The organism is Hymenobacter sp. IS2118, from assembly GCF_000715495.1.
Taxonomy (GTDB): Bacteria; Bacteroidota; Bacteroidia; order Cytophagales; family Hymenobacteraceae; genus Hymenobacter.
The window spans coordinates 18251-37660 of record NZ_JNLX01000060.1; the positions used below are offsets into that span (position 1 = coordinate 18251).

The 19410-nt window shown below is 59.7% G+C and carries 22 protein-coding genes; 10 read left to right on the forward strand and 12 right to left on the reverse strand.

What is annotated here, in order from left to right; genetic code table 11:
* Window positions 1-71: 71 nt before the first annotated feature.
* From mnmE to GM79_RS04150, 4 genes are all read right to left on the reverse strand, one after another.
* Window positions 72-1496 (reverse strand): tRNA uridine-5-carboxymethylaminomethyl(34) synthesis GTPase MnmE, encoded by a 1425-nt coding sequence (gene mnmE / locus GM79_RS04135; RefSeq protein WP_035559728.1) that lies wholly within the window; start codon window positions 1494-1496, stop codon window positions 72-74.
* 59 nt (window positions 1497-1555) lie between these two features.
* Window positions 1556-2218 (reverse strand): metal-dependent transcriptional regulator, encoded by a 663-nt coding sequence (locus GM79_RS04140; RefSeq protein WP_035559730.1) that lies wholly within the window; start codon window positions 2216-2218, stop codon window positions 1556-1558.
* 117 nt (window positions 2219-2335) lie between these two features.
* On the reverse strand, window positions 2336-3346 hold the full coding sequence (locus tag GM79_RS04145; protein ID WP_035559733.1) for a 3-oxoacyl-ACP synthase III family protein: 1011 nt from the start codon (window positions 3344-3346) through the stop codon (window positions 2336-2338).
* A 110-nt stretch (window positions 3347-3456) separates the two neighbouring features.
* The gene (locus tag GM79_RS04150; protein ID WP_152559818.1) at window positions 3457-4584 is read right to left on the reverse strand and encodes a glycosyltransferase; all 1128 of its coding nucleotides are present in this window, start codon (window positions 4582-4584) and stop codon (window positions 3457-3459) included.
* A 138-nt stretch (window positions 4585-4722) separates the two neighbouring features.
* Here GM79_RS04150 and GM79_RS04155 point away from each other — a divergent pair, with 138 nt between their 5' ends.
* Window positions 4723-5547 (forward strand): 2,3,4,5-tetrahydropyridine-2,6-dicarboxylate N-succinyltransferase, encoded by an 825-nt coding sequence (locus tag GM79_RS04155; protein WP_035559738.1) that lies wholly within the window; start codon window positions 4723-4725, stop codon window positions 5545-5547.
* A gap of 12 nt (window positions 5548-5559) precedes the next feature.
* Window positions 5560-6105: a hypothetical protein gene (locus GM79_RS04160; RefSeq protein WP_035559741.1), complete on the forward strand. Its 546-nt coding sequence runs from the start codon at window positions 5560-5562 to the stop codon at window positions 6103-6105.
* Window positions 6106-6140: 35 nt separating this feature from the next.
* Here GM79_RS04160 and msrA read toward each other — a convergent pair whose 3' ends face one another.
* Together msrA and GM79_RS04170 are read right to left on the reverse strand one after the other, a co-directional pair.
* On the reverse strand, window positions 6141-6677 hold the full coding sequence (gene msrA, locus GM79_RS04165; protein ID WP_035559744.1) for a peptide-methionine (S)-S-oxide reductase MsrA: 537 nt from the start codon (window positions 6675-6677) through the stop codon (window positions 6141-6143).
* Window positions 6678-6821: 144 nt separating this feature from the next.
* On the reverse strand, window positions 6822-7709 hold the full coding sequence (locus GM79_RS04170; protein WP_035559747.1) for a 3-hydroxybutyryl-CoA dehydrogenase: 888 nt from the start codon (window positions 7707-7709) through the stop codon (window positions 6822-6824).
* 198 nt (window positions 7710-7907) lie between these two features.
* Here GM79_RS04170 and GM79_RS24615 point away from each other — a divergent pair, with 198 nt between their 5' ends.
* Window positions 7908-8078 carry a lmo0937 family membrane protein gene (locus tag GM79_RS24615; RefSeq protein ID WP_152559819.1) on the forward strand — a complete coding sequence of 57 codons (171 nt, stop codon included), beginning with the start codon at window positions 7908-7910 and terminating at the stop codon, window positions 8076-8078.
* Between the two features lie 71 nt (window positions 8079-8149).
* Here the strand turns inward: GM79_RS24615 and GM79_RS04175 are convergent, their stop codons facing one another.
* Together GM79_RS04175 and GM79_RS04180 are read right to left on the reverse strand one after the other, a co-directional pair.
* Window positions 8150-8965: a hypothetical protein gene (locus tag GM79_RS04175; RefSeq protein ID WP_035559750.1), complete on the reverse strand. Its 816-nt coding sequence runs from the start codon at window positions 8963-8965 to the stop codon at window positions 8150-8152.
* A gap of 76 nt (window positions 8966-9041) precedes the next feature.
* Window positions 9042-10664, reverse strand: a complete 1623-nt coding sequence (locus GM79_RS04180) for an ABC-F family ATP-binding cassette domain-containing protein (RefSeq protein ID WP_035559845.1) — start codon at window positions 10662-10664, stop codon at window positions 9042-9044.
* Window positions 10665-10947: 283 nt separating this feature from the next.
* On the opposite strand from GM79_RS04180, the gene GM79_RS04185 reads away from it, so the two are divergent.
* Both GM79_RS04185 and GM79_RS04190 read left to right on the forward strand, forming a co-directional pair.
* Window positions 10948-11427 (forward strand): DUF4199 domain-containing protein, encoded by a 480-nt coding sequence (locus GM79_RS04185; RefSeq protein WP_035559754.1) that lies wholly within the window; start codon window positions 10948-10950, stop codon window positions 11425-11427.
* 184 nt (window positions 11428-11611) lie between these two features.
* Window positions 11612-12028 (forward strand): hypothetical protein, encoded by a 417-nt coding sequence (locus tag GM79_RS04190; protein WP_035559756.1) that lies wholly within the window; start codon window positions 11612-11614, stop codon window positions 12026-12028.
* A gap of 76 nt (window positions 12029-12104) precedes the next feature.
* Here GM79_RS04190 and GM79_RS04195 read toward each other — a convergent pair whose 3' ends face one another.
* A complete protein-coding gene (locus GM79_RS04195; protein WP_035559760.1) occupies window positions 12105-12509 on the reverse strand; it encodes a hypothetical protein in 405 nt (134 codons plus the stop codon).
* Window positions 12510-12656: 147 nt separating this feature from the next.
* Here GM79_RS04195 and GM79_RS04200 point away from each other — a divergent pair, with 147 nt between their 5' ends.
* Together GM79_RS04200 and GM79_RS04205 are read left to right on the forward strand one after the other, a co-directional pair.
* The gene (locus GM79_RS04200) at window positions 12657-13433 is read left to right on the forward strand and encodes a murein L,D-transpeptidase catalytic domain family protein (RefSeq protein ID WP_081867546.1); all 777 of its coding nucleotides are present in this window, start codon (window positions 12657-12659) and stop codon (window positions 13431-13433) included.
* A 120-nt stretch (window positions 13434-13553) separates the two neighbouring features.
* Window positions 13554-14366, forward strand: a complete 813-nt coding sequence (locus GM79_RS04205; protein WP_035559763.1) for a M48 family metallopeptidase — start codon at window positions 13554-13556, stop codon at window positions 14364-14366.
* A 212-nt stretch (window positions 14367-14578) separates the two neighbouring features.
* On the opposite strand, the gene GM79_RS04210 is transcribed toward GM79_RS04205, so the two are convergent.
* On the reverse strand, window positions 14579-15214 hold the full coding sequence (locus tag GM79_RS04210; protein WP_035559766.1) for an LON peptidase substrate-binding domain-containing protein: 636 nt from the start codon (window positions 15212-15214) through the stop codon (window positions 14579-14581).
* 307 nt (window positions 15215-15521) lie between these two features.
* On the opposite strand from GM79_RS04210, the gene mtgA reads away from it, so the two are divergent.
* Together mtgA and GM79_RS04220 are read left to right on the forward strand one after the other, a co-directional pair.
* Window positions 15522-16286, forward strand: a complete 765-nt coding sequence (gene mtgA / locus GM79_RS04215) for a monofunctional biosynthetic peptidoglycan transglycosylase (RefSeq protein ID WP_035559770.1) — start codon at window positions 15522-15524, stop codon at window positions 16284-16286.
* 1 nt (window position 16287) lies between these two features.
* Entirely contained in the window at window positions 16288-16770 is a 483-nt protein-coding gene (locus GM79_RS04220; protein WP_035559773.1) for a YybH family protein, read from the forward strand.
* 67 nt (window positions 16771-16837) lie between these two features.
* Here the strand turns inward: GM79_RS04220 and GM79_RS04225 are convergent, their stop codons facing one another.
* The gene (locus GM79_RS04225; protein WP_051718495.1) at window positions 16838-17941 is read right to left on the reverse strand and encodes an App1 family protein; all 1104 of its coding nucleotides are present in this window, start codon (window positions 17939-17941) and stop codon (window positions 16838-16840) included.
* 105 nt (window positions 17942-18046) lie between these two features.
* On the opposite strand from GM79_RS04225, the gene GM79_RS04230 reads away from it, so the two are divergent.
* Complete coding sequence (locus GM79_RS04230) at window positions 18047-19156, forward strand: DNA topoisomerase IB (RefSeq protein WP_035559851.1); 1110 nt, start codon at window positions 18047-18049, stop codon at window positions 19154-19156.
* A 94-nt stretch (window positions 19157-19250) separates the two neighbouring features.
* Here GM79_RS04230 and GM79_RS26235 read toward each other — a convergent pair whose 3' ends face one another.
* Complete coding sequence (locus tag GM79_RS26235) at window positions 19251-19376, reverse strand: hypothetical protein (RefSeq protein WP_262489433.1); 126 nt, start codon at window positions 19374-19376, stop codon at window positions 19251-19253.
* Between the last annotated feature and the right edge of the window lie 34 nt (window positions 19377-19410).

The following is a 19410-nucleotide window of genomic DNA, read 5'->3' on the forward strand; positions in this document are numbered from 1 at the left end:
CGCACAGGCCCTAGTACCGAAAAAGTAGGCCAGATGTTCGATAATAAATGCAGGCGGAGGCATTCAAATCCTTATTTACCGATGCAGAATTCGGTAAAAATGCTGGTAAGAAGGTCTTCGGATGAAATTTCGCCGGTTATCTCACCCAGTGCCGCCAGCGCGTGCCGCAAATCGGCGGCCAGCAACTCGGTGCCCAAGCCAGTATTGAGGCCTGCCTGCACGGCCGCAAGGTGCGACGCGGCCGTTTCGAGGGCCCGCGCATGACGCACGTTGGTGACAATGGTGGCCGACGCCGTATTTTCCAGAGCAGTACCCCGTACCTGGGCCAGCAGGGCCGTTTGCAGGTCGTTCAGGCCCAGCTGTTGGCCGGCCGCCACGAAAACCAGGGGCACGGCGCCAGCCACTAAGGCTTGACCCACCCGAAAATCTGTTTCAAAACCAGCTAATGCCTCGGCGGTTGATAAATCAGTTTTGTTGCCCACAGCCAGCACCGGAATAGCCAGCCCAGTGGTCAGCTCCTGAATTTCCTGCTGCACTTCGGCGGGCGTCAGCTCGCTCAAATCGAAGAGGTAGAGCAGCAGGGCGGCCTGGCGTACCCGCTGCCGGGTCCGGCGCACGCCGATGGCTTCCACCTCGTCGGCCGGGTCGTCGCGCAGGCCGGCCGTGTCCACGAACCGGAACCGGAGGCCGTCGATGCTCACCTCATCCTCGATAAAGTCGCGCGTGGTGCCCGGAATGGCCGAAACGATGGCGCGCTCCTCGCGCAGCAGCGCGTTGAGCAGCGTGGACTTACCCGCGTTGGGCCGGCCGGCAATCACGGCGGTGATGCCGTTTTTGATGACGTTGCCCAGCTCGAACGACCGGAGCAGGCCAGCTACCACGCCCCGCACTTCGGCCAGCAGGTGCGCCAGGCCCGTGCGGTCGGCAAATTCCACGTCTTCCTCCCCAAAATCCAGCTCCAGCTCCAGCAGGGCAGCGAACTTGATAAGCCGGCCGCGCAGCTCGCGCAGCTCCTGCGAGAAGCCGCCCCGCAGCTGATTCAGCGCCACGCGGTGGCTCAGAGCCGAATCGGCGGCGATGAGGTCGGCCACGGCTTCGGCCTGGGCCAGGTCCATTGCGCCGTTCAGGAAAGCGCGCTTGGTGAACTCGCCGGCTTCGGCCAGGCGGGCGCCCTGGCGCAGGAACAGGGCCAGCACCTGCCGCACCACGTAGTCGGAGCCGTGGCAGCTGATTTCCACCACGTCTTCGCGGGTAAAGGAGCGGGGATTGCGGTAGAGGGCCACCACTACTTCATCGAGAATTGCGCCGCTATCAGGGTCGCGCAGGATGCCGTAGTGCAGGGTATGGCCCGCTGCCGTGGTCAGGCTTTTCTTGGAGAAAACTGCCGCCGTGAGGGTCACGGCCGCCCCGCCGGATAAGCGGATAACGGCCAGCGCGCCCGCGCCCGGCGGCGTAGACAACGCGACTATCGTATCGGAAAATAATGTCTGGACCACGGATTCGCTCGGATTAATCGGATTTCACGGATTTGGTAGATGCTTGCCCGTCGTCCGGCTTATTCGGTCACGAACAGGTTGTTGCTGACTTCCGCTGAAATCAAAGCAGTTCGTTCTTTATTGATTCTGATTTCAAACGAGTTGTCAAAGGGGACTTTATCCAGCACTTCAACCAAAGCGCCGAGCTGCAACCCGACTTTGTCGAGGTATTGCAGGAAGGGGGCCGTGGTGTTTTTGACGGCAGCCAGGGTGCCTAGCTCGCCTACGGCCAAGTCGGCCAGCAGGCGGTGGGCGGGGCGGCGCATGGCCCCATCCTCGGCCGGAATGGGGTCGCCGTGCGGGTCGAGCGCCGGGTGGCCCAGGAAGCCGTCGAGCCGCTGCATAAGCAGGGGCGACTGTACGTGCTCCAATTCCTCGGCTACCTCGTGCACCTCGTCCCAGTTGAAACCCAGGTGCTGCACCAGAAATACCTCCCAGAGGCGGTGCTTGCGAATGGTGAGCAAGGCCAGGCGCTGGCCCTCGGCCGTGAGCTGCACGCCCCGGTAGCGCTCGTAGTTCAGCAGGCCCTTGTCGGCCAGTCGGCGGAGCATGTCCGTTACCGAAGCCGCGCGGGTGGCGAGGGCGGCGGCAATGCGGTTGGTGCTCACGCCGCTGTTGTCGGGCTCGGCCTCGGCCAGTTTGTAGACGGCTTTAAGGTAATTTTCTTCGGTGTGGCTGGGCATTTCTTTTTAGCTGCTAGCTGCTAGCTGCTAGCTGAAAGCTATTAGCTGTTAGCTTGGTGGTCGGACGTCAGCAAAAAGCTAACGGCTAACGGCTTTCAGCTAGCAGCTAAACCATATCTACCATTTAATCAGGGCCGAGGCCCAGGTGAAGCCGCTGCCGAACGCGGCCAGACACACGAGGTCGCCGCGTTTGATTTTGCCTTCCTGCACGGCTTCGCTCAGGGCAATGGGTACCGAGGCGGCGGTGGTATTGCCGTAGCGCTGGATGTTGCTGAATACTTTGTCATCGGAAAGGCCCATTTTCTGCTGCACGTACTGCGTGATGCGCAGGTTGGCCTGGTGCGGAATGAGCATGTCGATGTCGGTCGAAGCAAGGCCATTTTGGTCCAGCGCCTCTTTTATAACCTGCGGAAAACGCACCACGGCATGCTTGAACACGTTTTGGCCGTTCATGTAAGGATATAGCTCCTGCGGGTTGTCGAGCACGTATTGCAGGCGGTCGGCGCGGTTCGAGCCGGGTTCCTTCACAATCAGCTCTTCGGCGTGCTCGCCCTGTGCGTGCAGGTGGGTGCTGAGAATGCCCCGGCCTTCGTCGGTGCTGGGCCGCAACACCACGGCCCCGGCGCCGTCGCCAAAAATGACCGAAACGCCCCGGCCCTCAGGCGTTTTGTCGAGACCGGAGGAGTGGATTTCAGAGCCCACCACTAGCACGGTATCGTACATGCCGGTGCGGATGAACTGGTCGGCCACCGAGAGGGCGTAGATGAAGCCGGAGCACTGGTTGCGCACGTCCAGCGCCGGGGCGTTGTTTTTCATGCCCAGCTCGCGTTGCAGGAGCACGCCGGAACCGGGAAAGAAATAATCGGGCGAGAGTGTGGCGAACACAATCAGCTGCACGTCGTCGGGCGTCACGCCGGCCATTTCCAGGGCTTTGCGGGCGGCGTTGGCACCCATGTTGGCCGTGGTGTCCTTGCCTTCCTCAAACCAGCGCCGCTCCTGGATGCCGGTCCGTTCCTGAATCCAGGCATCGGACGTATTCATCATGGGTTCCAGCTCGGCGTTGGTAACGACCCGGCTGGGCACGTAATGGCCGACACCGGCGATGTAAGACTGACGTAGGGTTGCCATGGATGACGGAGAATAAATGGGAAGTCTAAAAAAAAGAGGTGGTTTTGGTACCAATGCGCTGTAAAGAACAGCTGCGCACTTGACGTAAAACGGGGGGCAAAGGTGGCAGGTTAAACGAGAGAATCCAGCAAAAGCCACAATTTTTTCCCTTCCGCAGCCCACAGAACATCAGTCGGCAGGCCCGACGGATAAAAATTGCTGGTTTGCAAACGGGTCACAACCGCCTCGCTATCGATTGGCCGGGCGAAATCGAGCTGCCAGCCCGCGCCGTGTTTACTCAGCAGCTCAAGCCACAGCCTATTGGGCGAGGAAATGACGGGCAGGCCGTGCGCCAGGTATTCGAACAGCTTGGTGGGGCGGCAGCGTTCGGTGCTGGGGTGCGGCTGGTAGGGCAGTAAGCCCAGGTGGCTGCGCGTTATTGCGGCCACAATGTGGGCGTGCGGCACCGGTTCGGCCCCGCCCACCAAGGTCAGTCTGGCCGGGTGCGCGGCCACTTTCGCCCGTAGTTGCCGCAGCAGGTCTGGCTGCTGGCAAAACCCGATGATGGTGAGGTGGGTGCCGCCGGGCCACGCTTGGTGCAGCTGGTCGGCAAAGGCAATGGCTTCCCACACGCCGTTGAGCTCGGAAATGGTGCCGGAATAGAGCAGCCGGAGCGGCTCAGTAGCCGGCGGGAGCGGCTGCGGCTGCTGGGGCAGCAGTTCTCCGGGGAGCGGCTGGTATTTGTTTTCGAGCACCAGCACCCGGCTAGGCGGGAGCTGGCTTAAAAAGGGCAACTCTTCGGCATAGCTGGCTTCGGCCAGGATGATGCCGGCGGCGCGGCGGGCCGCCAGCGACTCCATCCAGCGCAGCCCAGCCGCCAGCCCGCGCCGGACGCAACCCTTGTACACGCGCTGCGTGCTCACATTCAGGGCGTAGTTTTCGCGGATGTCATACAGAAACCGGCGGCCGGTGCCCACCGCCTGCCAGAGCAGGGTGAGCGGCAGCAGCTCCGGCGCGTGCACGACAACCACGGCGGGCCGCAGCCTTTGCAGCAGCCGCCCGTACCGCCATTGGGCCGTGAGACGGCCCAGGCTGAGGCGCGAACCTTGGAAAATTGAATGTTGGGTGACGCAGGAAAATTCTTTGGCTGTGCCGGTTTTCAGGTCGCTGCCGGGACTGCGGCCGGCCACGTGCACCTGCGACTGAGGCCGGCTAAGCAGCGTTTCGGCAAACTTTTCGCGCATACGGGTGTCGTCCACAGGTTTCAAAACCGAAGCCAGCAACACCACTAATTGAGAAGAACCGGAGCCAAGCACGACCCAAAGATGCTAGTTTTGCGGCTTCGAAGGGAGTCGCGGCATTCTTCGTCGACTGACCAGATTAATATTTCTTTACCGATGTCCGACCTGCAAACCCAAATTGAAGCCGCCTGGGCCGACCGCGCTCTGCTCCAAACTCCCGAAACCAAAGCCGCCATCGAGCACGTCATCGAGGAGCTGGACAAAGGCCGCCTGCGCGTGGCCACCCCGCCCACTGAAGACGGCGGCGAGTGGACCATCAACGAATGGGTGAAGAAGGCCGTGATTCTCTACTTCCCCATCCGTCAGATGAGCACCCAGGAAGTGGGGCCCTTTGAGTTTCACGACAAGATGCGGCTCAAAACCGACTATGCTGGTCAGCAGGTACGTGTGGTGCCGCCCGCTGTGGCCCGCTACGGCGCGTTTCTGGCGCCCGGCGTCATCCTCATGCCCAGCTACACCAACATCGGCGCCTACGTGGGCGAGGGCACGATGGTGGACACCTGGGCCACCGTGGGCAGCTGCGCCCAGGTGGGCAAAGGCGTGCACCTGAGCGGCGGCGTGGGCCTGGGCGGCGTGCTGGAGCCCGTGCAGGCAGCCCCGGTCATCATCGAAGACGGCGCCTTCATCGGCTCGCGCTGTATCCTGGTCGAAGGCTGCCGCATCGGCAAAGAGGCCGTGATTGGCGCGGGCGTCACCATCACGGGTAGCACCAAAATCATCGACGTAACCGGCCCCGAGCCCAAAGAGTACCGGGGCTACGTCCCGCCGCGCTCGGTGGTCATTCCCGGCACTATTCCCAAGCAGTTTCCGGCCGGCGAGTACCAGGTGCCGTGCGCCCTCATCATCGGCCAACGCAAGCCCAGCACGGATTTGAAAACGTCGCTGAACGACGCGCTGCGGGATTTCGGGGTGAGTGTATAATTCGATTGAGTGATGAGCGCGCTGTACTTTGATGACGAGGAAGAAGGATTGGCTTGGGAAACCAGTCATCCTATTTTTGTTGCGCATGCTTCAGCCGACTTTTACTACGATTGCGCGGACGATTTTTCGCCTTTTGGCAACGATTCAGGCAGTGACACTTTATCCAATCTTCAGGAATGGTATCGGGAACGAACGGCCGGAACCAGGGCCGTAACTTTTCTTCGCAACATGCTGGCCAATGATTGGGGGTTTGACACTGCTTATCTCAATTTGACCGAATTGGCGCAGCTGGATACTATTCTGCACGATGACCAGTCCCTAAATGGTGAGATAGACAAAGCAGTAATTGCAGTTGCTTTCGGGCAATTCAAAATTGCTGGCCAAGCCGACAAAATAATTGTGCAAATGGCTGCTGACGCTTTTCGGAGGCAACGTTACGAAGCAGAGAAGGCGGGTAAGCGTGAAAATCATCCTTGGGAATTCGCAGCAGAATTTTTGGCCCGCTTGGATATAATGGAAGCCGACCTTGCCGCAATGGCCAACAAAAAAGCCCGCTAATCAGCGGGCTTTTTTGTTGAAACGAAGCAAGCGAATTATACTCCGGCTTTCAATTTATCGCCGAACAGCGCCTTCACCTTGTCCACCTTGGGGCGGGCCACAAACTGGCAGTAGGGCTCGTGGCCGTGCAGGTTGAAGTAGTTCTGGTGGTAGTCTTCGGCGGGGTAGAAGGTGGGGGCGGCCACAATTTCTGTCACCACCGGGTTGGGGAAAGCTTGGTTATCGTTGAGCTTCTTTTTGTACGTCTCGGCCAGTTGCTTTTGCTCGTCGTTGTGGTAGTAGATGCCCGAGCGGTACTGCGTGCCCGTGTCGTTGCCCTGGCGATTGAGGGTGGTCGGGTCGTGGGTTTTCCAGAAGATTTCGAGCAGCTCCTCGAAGCTGATAACGGCTGGGTCAAAGGTGATGTCAATCACCTCGTTGTGGCCGGTGAGGCCGCTGCATACTTCTTTGTAGGTCGGGTTGGCAATACGGCCGCCGGCATAGCCGGATACCACTTTCTCCACGCCGTTCAGGTTCTGGAACACGGCCTCGACGCACCAGAAGCAGCCGGCGCCAAATGTTGCTTTTTGCATGGGTAGGAAGTTTATTCGTTGGTTGAAATCGACAACACGGCAAACGCAGCGGAAGTTGTTTTCTGAAGCGCTACCACGAAAAAAAGCACGCCATGCTCCGGTTATATCCAGCATGACGTGCTTCTTTTGCTAAAAGCCTAGCGCTTACTTCCGGAACCGCTCGGCTACCACCAGCTCCTTCGAGCCGGCCGTGTATTGGTAGAAGCCCTCGCCGGACTTGGCACCCAGACGGCCGGCCATCACCATGTTCACCAGAAGCGGGCAGGGCGCGTATTTGGGATTGCCCAAGCCCTCGTGCAGTACTCGTAGAATGGCCAGGCACACGTCCAGCCCGATAAAATCGGCCAGTTGCAGCGGGCCCATGGGGTGGGCCATGCCCAGCTTCATCACCGTGTCAATCTCCTCCACGCCGGCCACACCCTCAAAAAGCGAGATGATGGCCTCGTTAATCATTGGCATCAGGATGCGGTTGGCCACGAAACCGGGGTAGTCGTTGACCTCGGTGGGCGTTTTGCCCAACTGGCGCGACAGGTCCATTACCGTAGCCGTCACGGCATCAGAAGTGGCGTAGCCGCGAATCACCTCCACCAGTTTCATCACCGGCACCGGGTTCATGAAGTGCATGCCAATAACCTGCTCCGGCCGCTTGGTGACCGCCGCGATTTTGGTAATGGAAATGGACGACGTGTTGGACGCCAGAATGGCATCGGCGGGCGCGAACTGGTCCAGGTCGCGGAATATTTGCAGCTTTAGGTCCACGTTTTCGGTGGCGGCTTCCACCACCAGCCCGGCCCCGGCCACGCCGGCTTCCAACGAAGTGAAGGTCTTCAGGCGGCCCAGGGTGGCGGTTTTGTCGTCCTCGCTTAGCGCGGCTTTGGCCACCTGGCGGTCCAGATTTTTGGTGATGGTGCCCAGCGCCCGGTCCAGGGCGGGCTGACTGATGTCGATGAGGGCCACGGCAAAGCCGTGCTGCGCAAAGACGTGGGCAATGCCATTGCCCATGGTGCCGGAACCAATAACGGCTACGTTCATAACGAGTGGGAAAAAGGGGAGAGTGTGGAAATTAACGGCCAGTCGGCCAGTGCAACAAAGCTACAAGTGGTATTAGCAACCCGTGGTTTTGTTCGGGTTGTGAAAATTATTTCTTCACTTTTTATATCCTTTTAGATAAGGCCGCGTACAAAGCCGCAGAGACACTTTTTCTTTCACCTCCTTTCAATCTCTCTAGTCATGGGTAATCTTTTGTACATCATCGCCGTCATTCTCATCATCATTTGGGCGCTCGGCTTCTTTGGCGTTCTGGGTGCCGGCATCGGCGGCAGCAGCCTGATTCACGTATTGCTGGTAATTGCAATCATTGCCATTCTGCTACGGGTAATCAGCGGCCGCAAAGCCATTTAATTCCACCTTCGCAGGTAATACAAAAGGCCGTCCTGAGCAATCAGGACGGCCTTTTGTATGTACCAGATTCGCTATTTGCCGAAATTGAACAGAAAGCTAAAGCGCAATACAAATCCTGGGTAGAGCGAGCCAAGGGAGTTATCGAAATTGTAAAGCCCGACAATATCAACCGCCGAATTCTGGCCTAAAGAAGAGCGGTAGCCGATGCCAGCCAATGGGGTGGTGACGGTGCGCTTAAACTTGAAATACCCATCATTGGGGTCAAAACCAATCAGTTCTGCGTTGGTGACTTCGTATTCGGCGTGCACAAAGAACTCCTTATAAACGATGTACTGCGCGAATGCCTTCAACCCCAGGTTGCTGGACTTAATGCTTTTGTCGCCATTACTATTCAAGGCAAAGCCGGCCCGTTTGGCATTATCGTCCAGACTAAAGCTGCTGTAGGCGTAGGAAATGCCCGGCCCAATGGCAAATTTATCGGTGATGCGGAAGCCGATGGCTGGTGCGGCACTTATATTGAATTGATTGAGCCCCCCATTGGACGAGAAGCCCAGCCCAAAATTGGTGTAGAGAAACTTCTTCGTCGGCGGCTTGTCCTCCGCGCCACCAGCTTTGGTCGTCTCGCGATTAGGAAAATCCAGGCCCGAAGGGGCATCGCCCGAAGGCTGGGGCGCCGGATACCCTGACGGTTCGCGGACTGGTTCAGGCGCCGGAACCGGCGCCGGCGTGGGCACGGGCGCTGGCGTGGTTTCCGTGGGGCGTGGTGGCACAGGCGGCGGGCCGGGAGGCGCGGAGTTCAGCACCGGCTTTTCCTGCGCCTGGGCGCGGTGGGCGGGGAGCAGGGCCGCCCCGGCAAGGAGCAGCAGCGGAAGCAGCGGAAGTTTCATGTTTGTTTTTAGTTGAGCTGGCCGAATGAGAAATGAATGGTTATTTCTGATTCGGCCAGCTAGGCTACCAAAACAGCTAGGCCATTTTGTACATTTTCTGGCGCTGGGTTTTCAGCGTTTCATCGGCCAGGTATTCCTCGTAGTTCATCCGGCGGTCGATGATGCCATCGGGCGTGAGCTCGATAATGCGGTTGGCCACGGTGTCGATGAACTGCAGGTCGTGCGAGGCGAAGAGCAGCGAGCCAGGGTAGTCGCGCAGTGCGTTGTTGAGGGCCGTGATGCTTTCCAGGTCCAGGTGGTTGGTGGGGTCGTCGAGCACCTGCACATTGCCGCCTTCCAGCATCATTTTGCTTAGCATGCAGCGCACTTTTTCGCCACCGCTCAGCACGTTACTTTTCTTCTGCGACTCCTCACCCGAAAACAGCATCCGGCCCAGCCAGCCGCGCACAAAGCTCTCGTCCTTGTCGGCGGAGTACTGGCGCAGCCAGTCCACCAGGTTCAGCTCACCGGACTGGAAGAAGCTGTTGTTTTCCTTCGGAAAGTAGCTCGGCGTGATGGTCGTGCCCCATTTCACGTCGCCGGTGGCCGGCGTGGCCTCGCCAAACATGATGTCGAAGAGGAGGGAAGCGGCGCGGTCGTCGCGGCCCACGATGGCCACTTTGTCCTTCTTATCAAGCGTGAAGGTCACGTTCTTGAAAATCGTCTGGCCGTCCACTTTGGCGCTCAGGTTTTCCACGCTCAGCAGCTGATTGCCGGGTTCCCGCTCGCTTTTGAAAGCAATGTAGGGGTAGCGGCGCGAGCTGGGCTTGATGTCCTCGAGCGTAAGCTTTTGCAGCAGCTTCTGGCGGCTGGTGGCCTGTTTCGACTTCGAAGCGTTGGCCGAGAAGCGGCGCACGAATTCTTCGAGCTCCTTGCGGCGGTCTTCGGTTTTCTTGTTGGCGTCCTGGCGCTGGCGCAGCACCATCTGGCTGCTTTCGTACCAGAAGGTGTAGTTGCCGGGGTACATCTGAATTTTGCCGAAGTCCAAATCAGCCATGTAGTTGCACACGGCATCCAGGAAGTGGCGGTCGTGGCTCACCACAATCACGGTGTTCTGAAACGAGTCGAGGAAGTTTTCCAGCCACAGCACGCTCTCGGCGTCCAGGTTGTTGGTTGGTTCGTCGAGCAGCAGCACGTCGGGATTGCCAAAAAGGGCCTGCGCGAGCAGCACGCGCACCTTTTCGCTGGCGCCAAGGTCGGCCATCAGCGACTGGTGCTTGCTTTCTACAATACCAAGGCCGGAGAGCAGCTCGGCCGCTTCGTACTCGGCGTTCCAGCCTTCAAGGTCGGCAAATTCGCCTTCCAGCTCGGCGGCGCGCTCGCCGTCGGCGTCGCTAAAATCGGCCTTGGCGTACAGCGCGTCCTTCTCGGTCATCACCGCGTGCAGGCGCTGGTGGCCCTGAATCACCGTTTGCAGCACCGGCTGCTCGTCGTAGGCAAACTGGTTCTGGCTGAGCACGGCCAGGCGCTGGCCGGCCGGCATTTCCACCGAGCCGGTGTTGGGCTCCATTTCGCCAGACAGGATTTTCAGGAACGTGGATTTACCCGCGCCGTTGGCCCCAATGAGGCCGTAGCAGTTGCCGGGCAGGAATTTAGCGGTAACGTCTTCAAACAGGATGCGCTTGCCGTAGCGCAGGCTCACATTGGTGGTCGAAATCATGCAGTCAAAAAAAATAGCAAACAAAAACGCGCGCGCGGGTGCTCGGCGGGGCCCAAAATTACGCACTGGGCAGCGGCCAGAAAATCCACGCGGAAAGGAGTAGCCAGCTGGCCGCGAAAACAACGGCCTTATCGTCAAAATAGTGCCCTTTTCACGGCCCCTCGATGCCAGTCAATGCGCTTCCTTGCTGCTTTCTGATAACTTCCGAGCCCCCAAGCCAGTAGTTAAGGCGTGAACCAACCTGCTAAACGAGTATTTTCTCATTCACTTCACCTCCTCTCACATGGCTGACCATACAATAACCCCCGAAAACAATGGCCTGCGCATCGGCATCATCACGGCTATTGCCCTGATGGCCTACACCGGCATTGCGGCAATGGCCGGCTTTCTCCATCAAATCGAGGCCGGCACCCTCGACATTGCCATCCTGATAGTGGGCGTGGTGCTGGGCATTAAACGCTTCAAAAAGTCGCGAGGCAACCGCATGACGTACCTCCAGGGCTTTGGTACGGGCATCGTGACGGCCATGGTGGCTTCCGGGCTGCTGGCTGCTTTTTTCTGGCTGTTGGGCGGGCTTAGCCAGGGCGTAGTGGGTTCCGTGGAGCGTATTCAGGCCCGCGACCTGTTTGGCGCCGACCTGGGCATTCTTATCAGCGGCCTGGGCATCATCCTGATGGGTTCGATGACGGGGGTAATCACTTCCCTTATTGCCATGCAGTACTTTAAGAGTCCCGACCATCAGCCCATTACCAGCCTCGATTAGGGTGCCAATAGAAAGGGTGTCATCTGAAAAACGGCCTTTACCTAAGGCCGTTTTTTTATTAGCCCGACAGTAGTTTTAAAAGGAAAGATTTATCAATAAAATCAGACAAAACAGAAACTATCTGATACGTTGACTTCGTTAGCGGCGAAATAACGGGCTATCTTGCCTCAAAATCTTTTTTCTGATGCGCAACTTTGTAATTTCCTCCACCTTCTTTTTTCTGATTTCGGGTTCGCTTCCGGTTCAGGCCCAAATGGCGGACCGTCTGGCCGACCGTCCCACTTTTAGCACCGCTTCGATAGCCAAAGCGGCCGACCAGGACGCCCTGGCTATTACCCGGGAGATGAGCAACCGGCTGCACCTCAACGAAGGCCAGTTCATCAGCCTGCTCGCCCTGAACCGGACCAAACAGCTGAATCTTAAAACCCTTGCCCGCGAGTACCGCAGTAACGAAGCCGCCGGTGCCACCAGAGTAGCCGAGCTTGAAGCGCAGTTTGAACGCGAGTTCAGCCGCATTCTCACGCCCTCGCAGCTCAGCCAGCTGCAGCACGAGCCCAACCAGCAGCCCGCGCCCAGCGAACCCGGCCACGGACTGGGTTAAGCCTGGGCTAAGCATCGTCTCAACTTGTTTTCCTAAACGCAAAGAGCCCGCTATTGAAATAGCGGGCTCTTTGCGTTTAGGGCTGAGGCGTTTGCGGCCGTAGCGGGTCGGTCAAAACCTCCGTCACGGTGCCAATGGGGCCAAAGCGGATGCTGAGGCAGGCGGCTCCGGAGCGCGCGCGGCGGCCCTCGCACTGCGTGCCGGGCTCCAGATAATAGTAGTAAACCTTTTCGGTTCCGGCGCGGAGCTCTTCCTCGTCGGGCTGGCCAAGTAGGGCCGTTACGTCGTTGGCGCGGGATTCGTAGAGCTGCTCTTTGCCGCTTATCAACGCGGGCAGGGCCGCCCGGCGCAAATCGCGGCAGGCGTAGGGGTCGCTGCGCCAGGTGGGGGCATCAAAGCCGGGCAAGCTGGGCAGGGCGTGGCCGCACCCGTTCAGGACGCCGCCGAGCAGCAATAGCAGCAACAGGCGCGTGCGTCGCATAGCGAAAGAAGAAGGAGCCATCTGATTAAAGTGAAAATACCGCGGCGGGAATTGAGGTTGGAGCGAAGCTAAGCACTAATTTTGAAGTGGTTATTTAAGGTGGACTACTCAGAATTATTTAAAATCCACAGCATTACCCCTTTATTAATGATTAGAAAGAGTTTATTCGCGGGCCTTGTTCTGTCGCTGGCCCTTCCTTCGGCGGAGCTGGCCGCGCAATCGGTTTCCAAGGCGGCTGTCGCGGCTCTGCCGCCCGCGGCCCGCCGGGCCTATTACCAGGCGGCTTTTGAGCAAAAAGCAGCGCAGCTCTATGCCAAGCTGGGCCTGGGAGCGTCCGGGCTGGCGCTCCCGGTTTTCCGCCAAAGCCTGGTGGGCTACTACAACCTGCGGCCCGCAGGGCAGCGCACGGCCAGCCCGCCGGTGCTCACGCTGATTGATTTCAGCCGCGCCAGCAGCCAAAAACGGTTGTGGGTTATTGATGTGGAGCAGGGCAAGGTATTGTTTCATACGCTGGTAGCGCACGGCAAAGCCAGCGGGGCCGATGTGCCGGTGGCCTTTTCCAACAAAAACGGCTCGGAGATGAGCAGCCTGGGCTTTTACCGCACCGCGCCCACTACCTACACCGGCAAGCACGGGCTTTCGCTCCGCCTCACCGGCCTCGACCCCGGCTACAACACCAACGCCGAAAGCCGGGCCGTAGTGATACACGGGGCCGATTACGTGTGCCAGGACTTTGTGAAGGCCCACGGTCGCCTGGGCCGGAGCCAGGGCTGTCCGGCCTTGCCCGTGGCCGAAACCACTGCCATTGTAAGGGCCATTAAGGGCGGCAGCATCTTGTACCTGCACGGGCCAGCTGAGGCCGGCTACCGCTCGCGCTGGCTGAACATGGATACCGCCGTGACGGCTTTTGCCGGATTGCGATAAGCCCCGCAGCCAGGAAGGATAACCAGAACGGAAAGGGTGCGTTTAAAGGCCATCGGGCCAGATTCGGCGACGAAGCCACCCGAGTCGTCTCTCACGCTTACCCTTCTCTTCTTTAATATCATGAAACTAAATCTCCGCTTCATTATTGCCATTATTGTGGCGGCAGTGTCCCTTTTTGGCTATTATTTCAATACCTCTAAGAACGAGGTGACCGGCGAAACCCAGCACGTGAGCATGAGCGCCGACCAGGAAATAGCCCTGGGCGTGCAAGCCGCGCCTTCGATGGCCGCCCAGTACGGCGGCCTGAGTAACAATGCCCAGGCCCGCGCGGCGGTGCAGCAAATCGGAGAGAAAATTATTTCGTCCACCAAAGCCGGCCAAACGCCCTACAAATTCCAGTTTCACCTGCTGGCCGACGACCAGACCATCAACGCCTTCGCGCTGCCCGGCGGGCAAATTTTCATCACCGAAGGCCTGCTGAAAAACCTGAAAACCGAAGCCCAACTGGCCGGGGTACTGGCGCACGAAGTGGGCCACGTAGTGGGCCGCCACTCGGCCGCGCAGGTGGCCAAATCCAACCTGACGCAGGGCCTGGCCGGTGCAGCCACCATTGCCTCCTACGACCCCGACAGCCCCGGCAGCTCCGTGGCCAAAGCGGCCATCGCGGCAGCCATTGTTAAGGTAGTCGGCATGCGGTTCAGCCGCAACGACGAGCTGGAGGCCGATAAGCTGGCCGTGGATTTTGTGCCCCAGGCCGGCTACGACCCCCGCGCCATGATTGGGGTAATGAATATTCTGGCGCAGGCCGGCGGCCGCAGCTCCACGCCCGAGTTCCTGAGCACGCACCCCGACCCCGGCAACCGCATCAGCAACCTGGAGCAGGAAATTGCCGCTGATTTCCCGCAGGGAGTACCCGCCGGCTTGAAACAATGACCACCGATTGAACGGATTGAACGGATTATTTGTGGTTCGGGCCGGTTGGTTTTAGCGTTCTAACACGAAAAGAGGCGGCCCATTCAGGCCGCCTCTTTTCGTTGCTATCGGCCGGTATTAAGCTTTTCACTTACCGGGCCGAACCACAAATAATCCGTTCAATCCGTTAAAATCCGTTCAATCGGTGGTCAAAAATCCGAGCCAATCCGTGGTTAGAAATTTGGGGGCGTCAGGTTTTTGAAGTGGCCGTTGAGGCGCACCCGCTCCTTGAGGCGCTCGGTTTCGAGGACCACGGGTAGGATGGTGTCGAGGTGGTCGCGGACCATTTCCTGGCGTTCCTGCTCGCTGGTGGTGGCCAGCAGCTGGTACTCCTGCTCGGTGCTGAAGCCGATGTGATGCGCCACGTCGAAGATGCAGTAGTCGGGAGCCAGCTCCATCAGCAGCTTGCGCAGGCCCAGCGCCTCGTAGAGCTGCCGGACCTGCCGGGTGATGATTTGGCGGAGTACGGGGTCGGCCACGTTGTCCTGCACCACGTCCTCAACCTGAGCCCCGGCGTAGAGTTTGCCCGGTGCCTGGCGGAAAAACTTGTTGATGCGGAACACGCCCACGGCCTTGGTGCGGATGTCCAGCTCGCCGCTGGAATAGGTTTGTTCCACGCCTAGCAGGCGCATTTCGGTGCCGAGCTCGCTGAGCGACTCATCGAGGTAGGGCGGGATGCCGAAGGTGATATTCTGCTCGATGCACTCGCGCACCAGCTGGCGGTAGCGGGGCTCGAAGATGTGCAGGTTGAGTTTTTCACCCGGAAAAACCACCAGGTTGAGCGGAAATAGCGGTAACAAACGGGGCATGGGACCAGAGCTGGATTTGAGAAGCCAATGGCAGTCTCAACAAGTAAAGGGGTTGGTTGGGTTTTGAAAGGTAGTTGCTGATTGTTCTGTTGGGCTGGCGCGCGTCTCTGACGCGTTGCCGATTTGCTGCGATTCTCAGGCTCGAATCGGGAGCACATCTACGATGCCTTTGCACGTGCGAGCCAGCGGCGCGAAGCCAAGAGGAAATGCGTCGGAGACGCGCGCCAGCTTATTGATGCGTAACTGACAACCAGCGAAAGGTAGGCGGGAATGGCGAAACCCGGCCTACTGCGCTACTTTTGCCCTAATGGCATCCACCCCACTGCTCCCTCCGATTTCGATAATTCTCAAAAAAACGTTTCGGCTGCTGCTGCAGGTGGGGGCCGCGCTGTTTCTGGCTTCGGTGGCTTGGGTGCTCGTCTACCGGTGGGTGGCGCCGCCCGCCACCTGGCTGATGCTCGACCGGCGCGCGCATGCGCCCGTGGGCCACGGCTACCAGGGCATTCAGGAAGATTCCCGGCAGATTCGCTACCGGTTTCGGAACATCAACGAGGTGGCCCCGGCCATTCCCCTGGCCCTGGTAGCGGCCGAAGACCAGCGTTTTCTGCTGCATCGCGGCTTCGATTTCGATGCCATTACCAAAGCCGCCAAGCGGAACTGGAACGGTGATGGCACGCACATTGTGGGCGGCAGTACCATTACGCAGCAGGTAGCCAAAAACGTGTTTTTGTGGCAGGGCCGCAGCTACGTGCGCAAGGCCGCCGAAGCCTATTTCACGGTGCTGATTGAGTTTATGTGGGACAAGCGGCGCATTATGGAAATGTATTTGAGCGTGGCCGAGATGGGCGACTGCACCTTTGGCGTGGAGGCGGCCAGCCAGCGCTACTTCGGTAAGCCGGCCAGCCAGGTTACTACCGCCGAAGCCGCGCTGCTGGCCGGGGTGCTGCCCAACCCGCTGCGCTTTCGGGCCTCCAACCCCGGGCCGGTGGCCCGCGCCAAACAGCGGCGCGTGATGCGCAACATGCGCCGGCTGGGCGGCACTTCTTACATCAAATCTCTGCTTACTGATTAACATGGCCACGATGCTCAAATCAACCGAAAAAATGCTGCTGGCGGTATCGTTGCTGGGCCTGACAGGCTGCGCGGGGAGCATGCAAACGGCCACCAAATCCGGCGGCGATATCCAGTCTGCCGCCGCCATTCGCACCGTGCTCACGACCCAGGCCGCCGCCTGGAACAGGGGCGACATTCCCGGCTTTATGCAGGGGTACTGGAAGTCTGACTCGCTCGTTTTCCTCGGCCGCAAAGGCCCCACCTACGGCTGGCAGCAAACGCTTGACAACTACCAAAAAAACTACCCCGACGCGGCAGCAATGGGCCAGCTCGATTTCAATGGCCTGCGCATCACGGTGCTAAACCCCAACGCGGCGCAGGTAATCGGGCGCTGGCACCTGGCGCGCCCCGTGGCCGGCGACGAGCAGGGCTATTTCCTGCTGATAATGCGGCAGATTGACGGCAAATGGGTAGTGGCGGCCGACCATACCAATAGCCAGTAGGTTGTTAGCCGCAAGCCACAAGCCCGCAATTATTCTCGGCGTGAGGCTTGCAGCTTAAAGCTTGCAGCTAAATGATAAGGCCCAGGCTGGCGGCGTGGGCGGCGGCAGTGGCATAGTCGGCTACCAGTAGCATGGGCACGCCCTCGGCCTCCAGCTCGGCGGTGATGGGGCCCACGAGTAGGGCGCGGGCGGGCACCTGCACGTCGCGAATGTAGATGACGCGAATGCGGCCGGGGTGCTGCCGCACCACTTCGCGGTAGATGCGCGCGTCTTCCTGGCCGCTGTCGCCGAGGAGCACGAAGGACAGGTGCGGGTAGGTGGCCAGCACATTGTTGATTTCGTGCAGCTTGTGGCCAAAATGAATGGCTGCCGAGCCCGTGACGCCGGGCAGGGGCGTGGTTTTGGGCCGGGCAATGCCCAGGTCGCGGAGCAGGAGTGGGCCAGGCGGCATTTTGTGGATGCCCATGAACTCCTCCAGCACGTCGTACAAATTCCACGGGCTGCTGCTCACGTAGAAAAACGGGTTGTCGGGCTTGCTGGTATTGCCGCGCTGCAGGCGGCGGTAGAAATCGGCCACGCCCACGAATGGCAGCTTGGAATGCGCGTTGCTGAAGAGCGTGCGCGCCAGCATTTTCAGCAGGTTGGTGGCACTGGTTTCGAACACGGTGTCGTCGAGGTCGCTGATAATGCCAAATTCGGCGGTGGCCGGCGGCACCAGCACCTTGGCCGATGCTTGAACAGTGGGCAGCGGGGCACGGAACTGCGCGGGCAGGCGCGACACCTGCACCGGCACCGGGTACCAGAGGTAGGCCACGGGCTCGGGCAGGGCCTGGGGCTCGATGATGAGGGTGAAATAGCCTTCGTCGTCGGTGGTGACGAGGTGCTGGCTGCCATCGGGCAACTCGGCCACGAGGTCGGCGCCGGCTACTTCGCGGCTGTTGAAGCGGCGCACCATGCCCTGGAAATTGCGCCAGCGCGAGTCGGTAGCGGTTTGGGTGCCCAGCCCGCGCTCGGCCAGCAGGCGGCCTTTGATGTAGAATTTCGCGCCCGTGCCGTAGCTCCGGTACGCGTCGAGCTGGAGGGGGCGGAGCCGGCCCGTCCGCGCCCGGGACCGGGTGAGGAGGTGGTCGGTCCATTCGAGGAAGGAGGCAAGGGCAGCGAGCGGCTTCATGGGGCAAACCTACGGCCGGGGCGGGGCAACCGCAGAACATGGCCGCCCGTGGGCTGCTTACGTAATACGGCAATGCCCGCCTTTCGGGGCTCTTTTTACCGCTCTATGTCCACTGCCGCCGCGCCCCGCTCCAAAACTAAAAAGAAGACCCTCATGCCTCAGGAAGAGGCCCATGTGGTGTACAAAGACCCCGCCCGCCAAGCCCAGATGGCGGGCCTGCGCTACGCCACCGACCAGGCGCCCGGCATCGTCCGAAAAACCACGCGGGCCGGAAATTTTACCTACCACGACGCGAAAGGCCAGAAAATTACGGATGCCAAAACGCTGGACCGAATCGCCAGCTTTGTGGTGCCACCGGCCTGGACCGACGTATGGATTGCCGCCTCGGCTACCGCCCACCTGCAGGTGACGGGGCGCGACAGCCTGGGCCGCAAGCAGTACCGCTACCACCCCGCCTGGGACGAAATGCGCAGCCTGACTAAATTCTCCCGCTTGCGCACCTTTGGCGAGCAGCTGGCGGCGTTGCGCGAGCAATTCAGCAAAGACCTGCGCCGTCCGGCCTTGGACCGCGAGAAAGTAATAGCCCTGGTGCTGACCCTGATGGACCAGTCTTTCATTCGGGTGGGCAATAAGGAATACGCCAAAAAGAACAAGAGCTACGGCCTGACGACCCTGCGCGACCAGCACGTCGCGATTGACGGAGCTGATGTGAATTTCAGCTTCGTGGGCAAAAAAGGCGTGCCGCACGACGTGACCCTGCACGACGCCCGCCTGGCCCGGCTGGTGCGCAAGTGCAAGGAAATTCCCGGCCAGCACTTGTTTCAATACTACACCCGCGATGGCCAGCGCCACGCCCTGGAATCGGGCGACGTGAACGAGTACCTGCAGCGCCACACGGGCCTGGCCCTCTCGGCCAAAGATTTTCGCACCTGGGGCGGCACCGTCAAAATGGTGCAATGCCTGGAAGCCGTGCTACAAGAAGAGCCCGATTTAACTCCCGAAAAAGTGGTGAAAAAGGCCGTGAAAGAAGTTGCCGTCGGCCTGGGCAACACGCCCACGGTCTGCTCCAAATACTACATTCACCCGCAGGTTGTAGAGTTGTTTAAATCCGGGCAACTAATTGATTACCTGCGCAGGCACGATGCCGAAGCCGCCCCCGGCGACCTGCTCACGCCCGTGGAACGGCTGGTGCTGCGGATGCTGACGGAGGTGTAGTAACTGCTCAATCAGCGCTTGTTTTTCTGATTTCGGCTCTGACCAAGACGAACCGAAAACGCCTGCGACCAACCTTCGGCTATTCAGTCGATGGTTAATCGCAGGCGTTTTCAGTCGGCGCGCTGCCCTGGCTGAAAGTGACTTTGCTGAGCTGAAATTCATCGGTGCCCAGCCAGCCGTAATCGGGCCGGGCCTCCGCCTGAAAATATGGTTTTAGCACTATTGACCGAACTGATAGAAGAGCGCAAGCCGCT

What these genes read in the sequence shown, in the direction of transcription:
- GM79_RS04205 (WP_035559763.1), top strand. Translation starts at nt 13,554, where the DNA reads ATGAAACTAAATCTCCGCTTCATTATTGCCATTATTGTGGCGGCAGTG.
- GM79_RS04185 (WP_035559754.1), top strand. Translation starts at nt 10,948, where the DNA reads ATGGCTGACCATACAATAACCCCCGAAAACAATGGCCTGCGCATCGGC.
- GM79_RS04225 (WP_051718495.1), bottom strand. Translation starts at nt 17,941, where the DNA reads ATGAAGCCGCTCGCTGCCCTTGCCTCCTTCCTCGAATGGACCGACCAC.
- GM79_RS04190 (WP_035559756.1), top strand. Translation starts at nt 11,612, where the DNA reads ATGCGCAACTTTGTAATTTCCTCCACCTTCTTTTTTCTGATTTCGGGT.
- GM79_RS04200 (WP_081867546.1), top strand. Translation starts at nt 12,657, where the DNA reads ATGATTAGAAAGAGTTTATTCGCGGGCCTTGTTCTGTCGCTGGCCCTT.
- GM79_RS04230 (WP_035559851.1), top strand. Translation starts at nt 18,047, where the DNA reads ATGTCCACTGCCGCCGCGCCCCGCTCCAAAACTAAAAAGAAGACCCTC.
- GM79_RS04170 (WP_035559747.1), bottom strand. Translation starts at nt 7,709, where the DNA reads ATGAACGTAGCCGTTATTGGTTCCGGCACCATGGGCAATGGCATTGCC.
- GM79_RS24615 (WP_152559819.1), top strand. Translation starts at nt 7,908, where the DNA reads ATGGGTAATCTTTTGTACATCATCGCCGTCATTCTCATCATCATTTGG.
- GM79_RS04180 (WP_035559845.1), bottom strand. Translation starts at nt 10,664, where the DNA reads ATGATTTCGACCACCAATGTGAGCCTGCGCTACGGCAAGCGCATCCTG.
- GM79_RS04145 (WP_035559733.1), bottom strand. Translation starts at nt 3,346, where the DNA reads ATGGCAACCCTACGTCAGTCTTACATCGCCGGTGTCGGCCATTACGTG.
- GM79_RS04220 (WP_035559773.1), top strand. Translation starts at nt 16,288, where the DNA reads ATGGCCACGATGCTCAAATCAACCGAAAAAATGCTGCTGGCGGTATCG.
- mtgA (WP_035559770.1), top strand. Translation starts at nt 15,522, where the DNA reads ATGGCATCCACCCCACTGCTCCCTCCGATTTCGATAATTCTCAAAAAA.
- GM79_RS04175 (WP_035559750.1), bottom strand. Translation starts at nt 8,965, where the DNA reads ATGAAACTTCCGCTGCTTCCGCTGCTGCTCCTTGCCGGGGCGGCCCTG.
- GM79_RS04195 (WP_035559760.1), bottom strand. Translation starts at nt 12,509, where the DNA reads ATGCGACGCACGCGCCTGTTGCTGCTATTGCTGCTCGGCGGCGTCCTG.
- GM79_RS04210 (WP_035559766.1), bottom strand. Translation starts at nt 15,214, where the DNA reads ATGCCCCGTTTGTTACCGCTATTTCCGCTCAACCTGGTGGTTTTTCCG.
- GM79_RS04140 (WP_035559730.1), bottom strand. Translation starts at nt 2,218, where the DNA reads ATGCCCAGCCACACCGAAGAAAATTACCTTAAAGCCGTCTACAAACTG.
- GM79_RS04155 (WP_035559738.1), top strand. Translation starts at nt 4,723, where the DNA reads ATGTCCGACCTGCAAACCCAAATTGAAGCCGCCTGGGCCGACCGCGCT.
- GM79_RS04160 (WP_035559741.1), top strand. Translation starts at nt 5,560, where the DNA reads ATGAGCGCGCTGTACTTTGATGACGAGGAAGAAGGATTGGCTTGGGAA.
- msrA (WP_035559744.1), bottom strand. Translation starts at nt 6,677, where the DNA reads ATGCAAAAAGCAACATTTGGCGCCGGCTGCTTCTGGTGCGTCGAGGCC.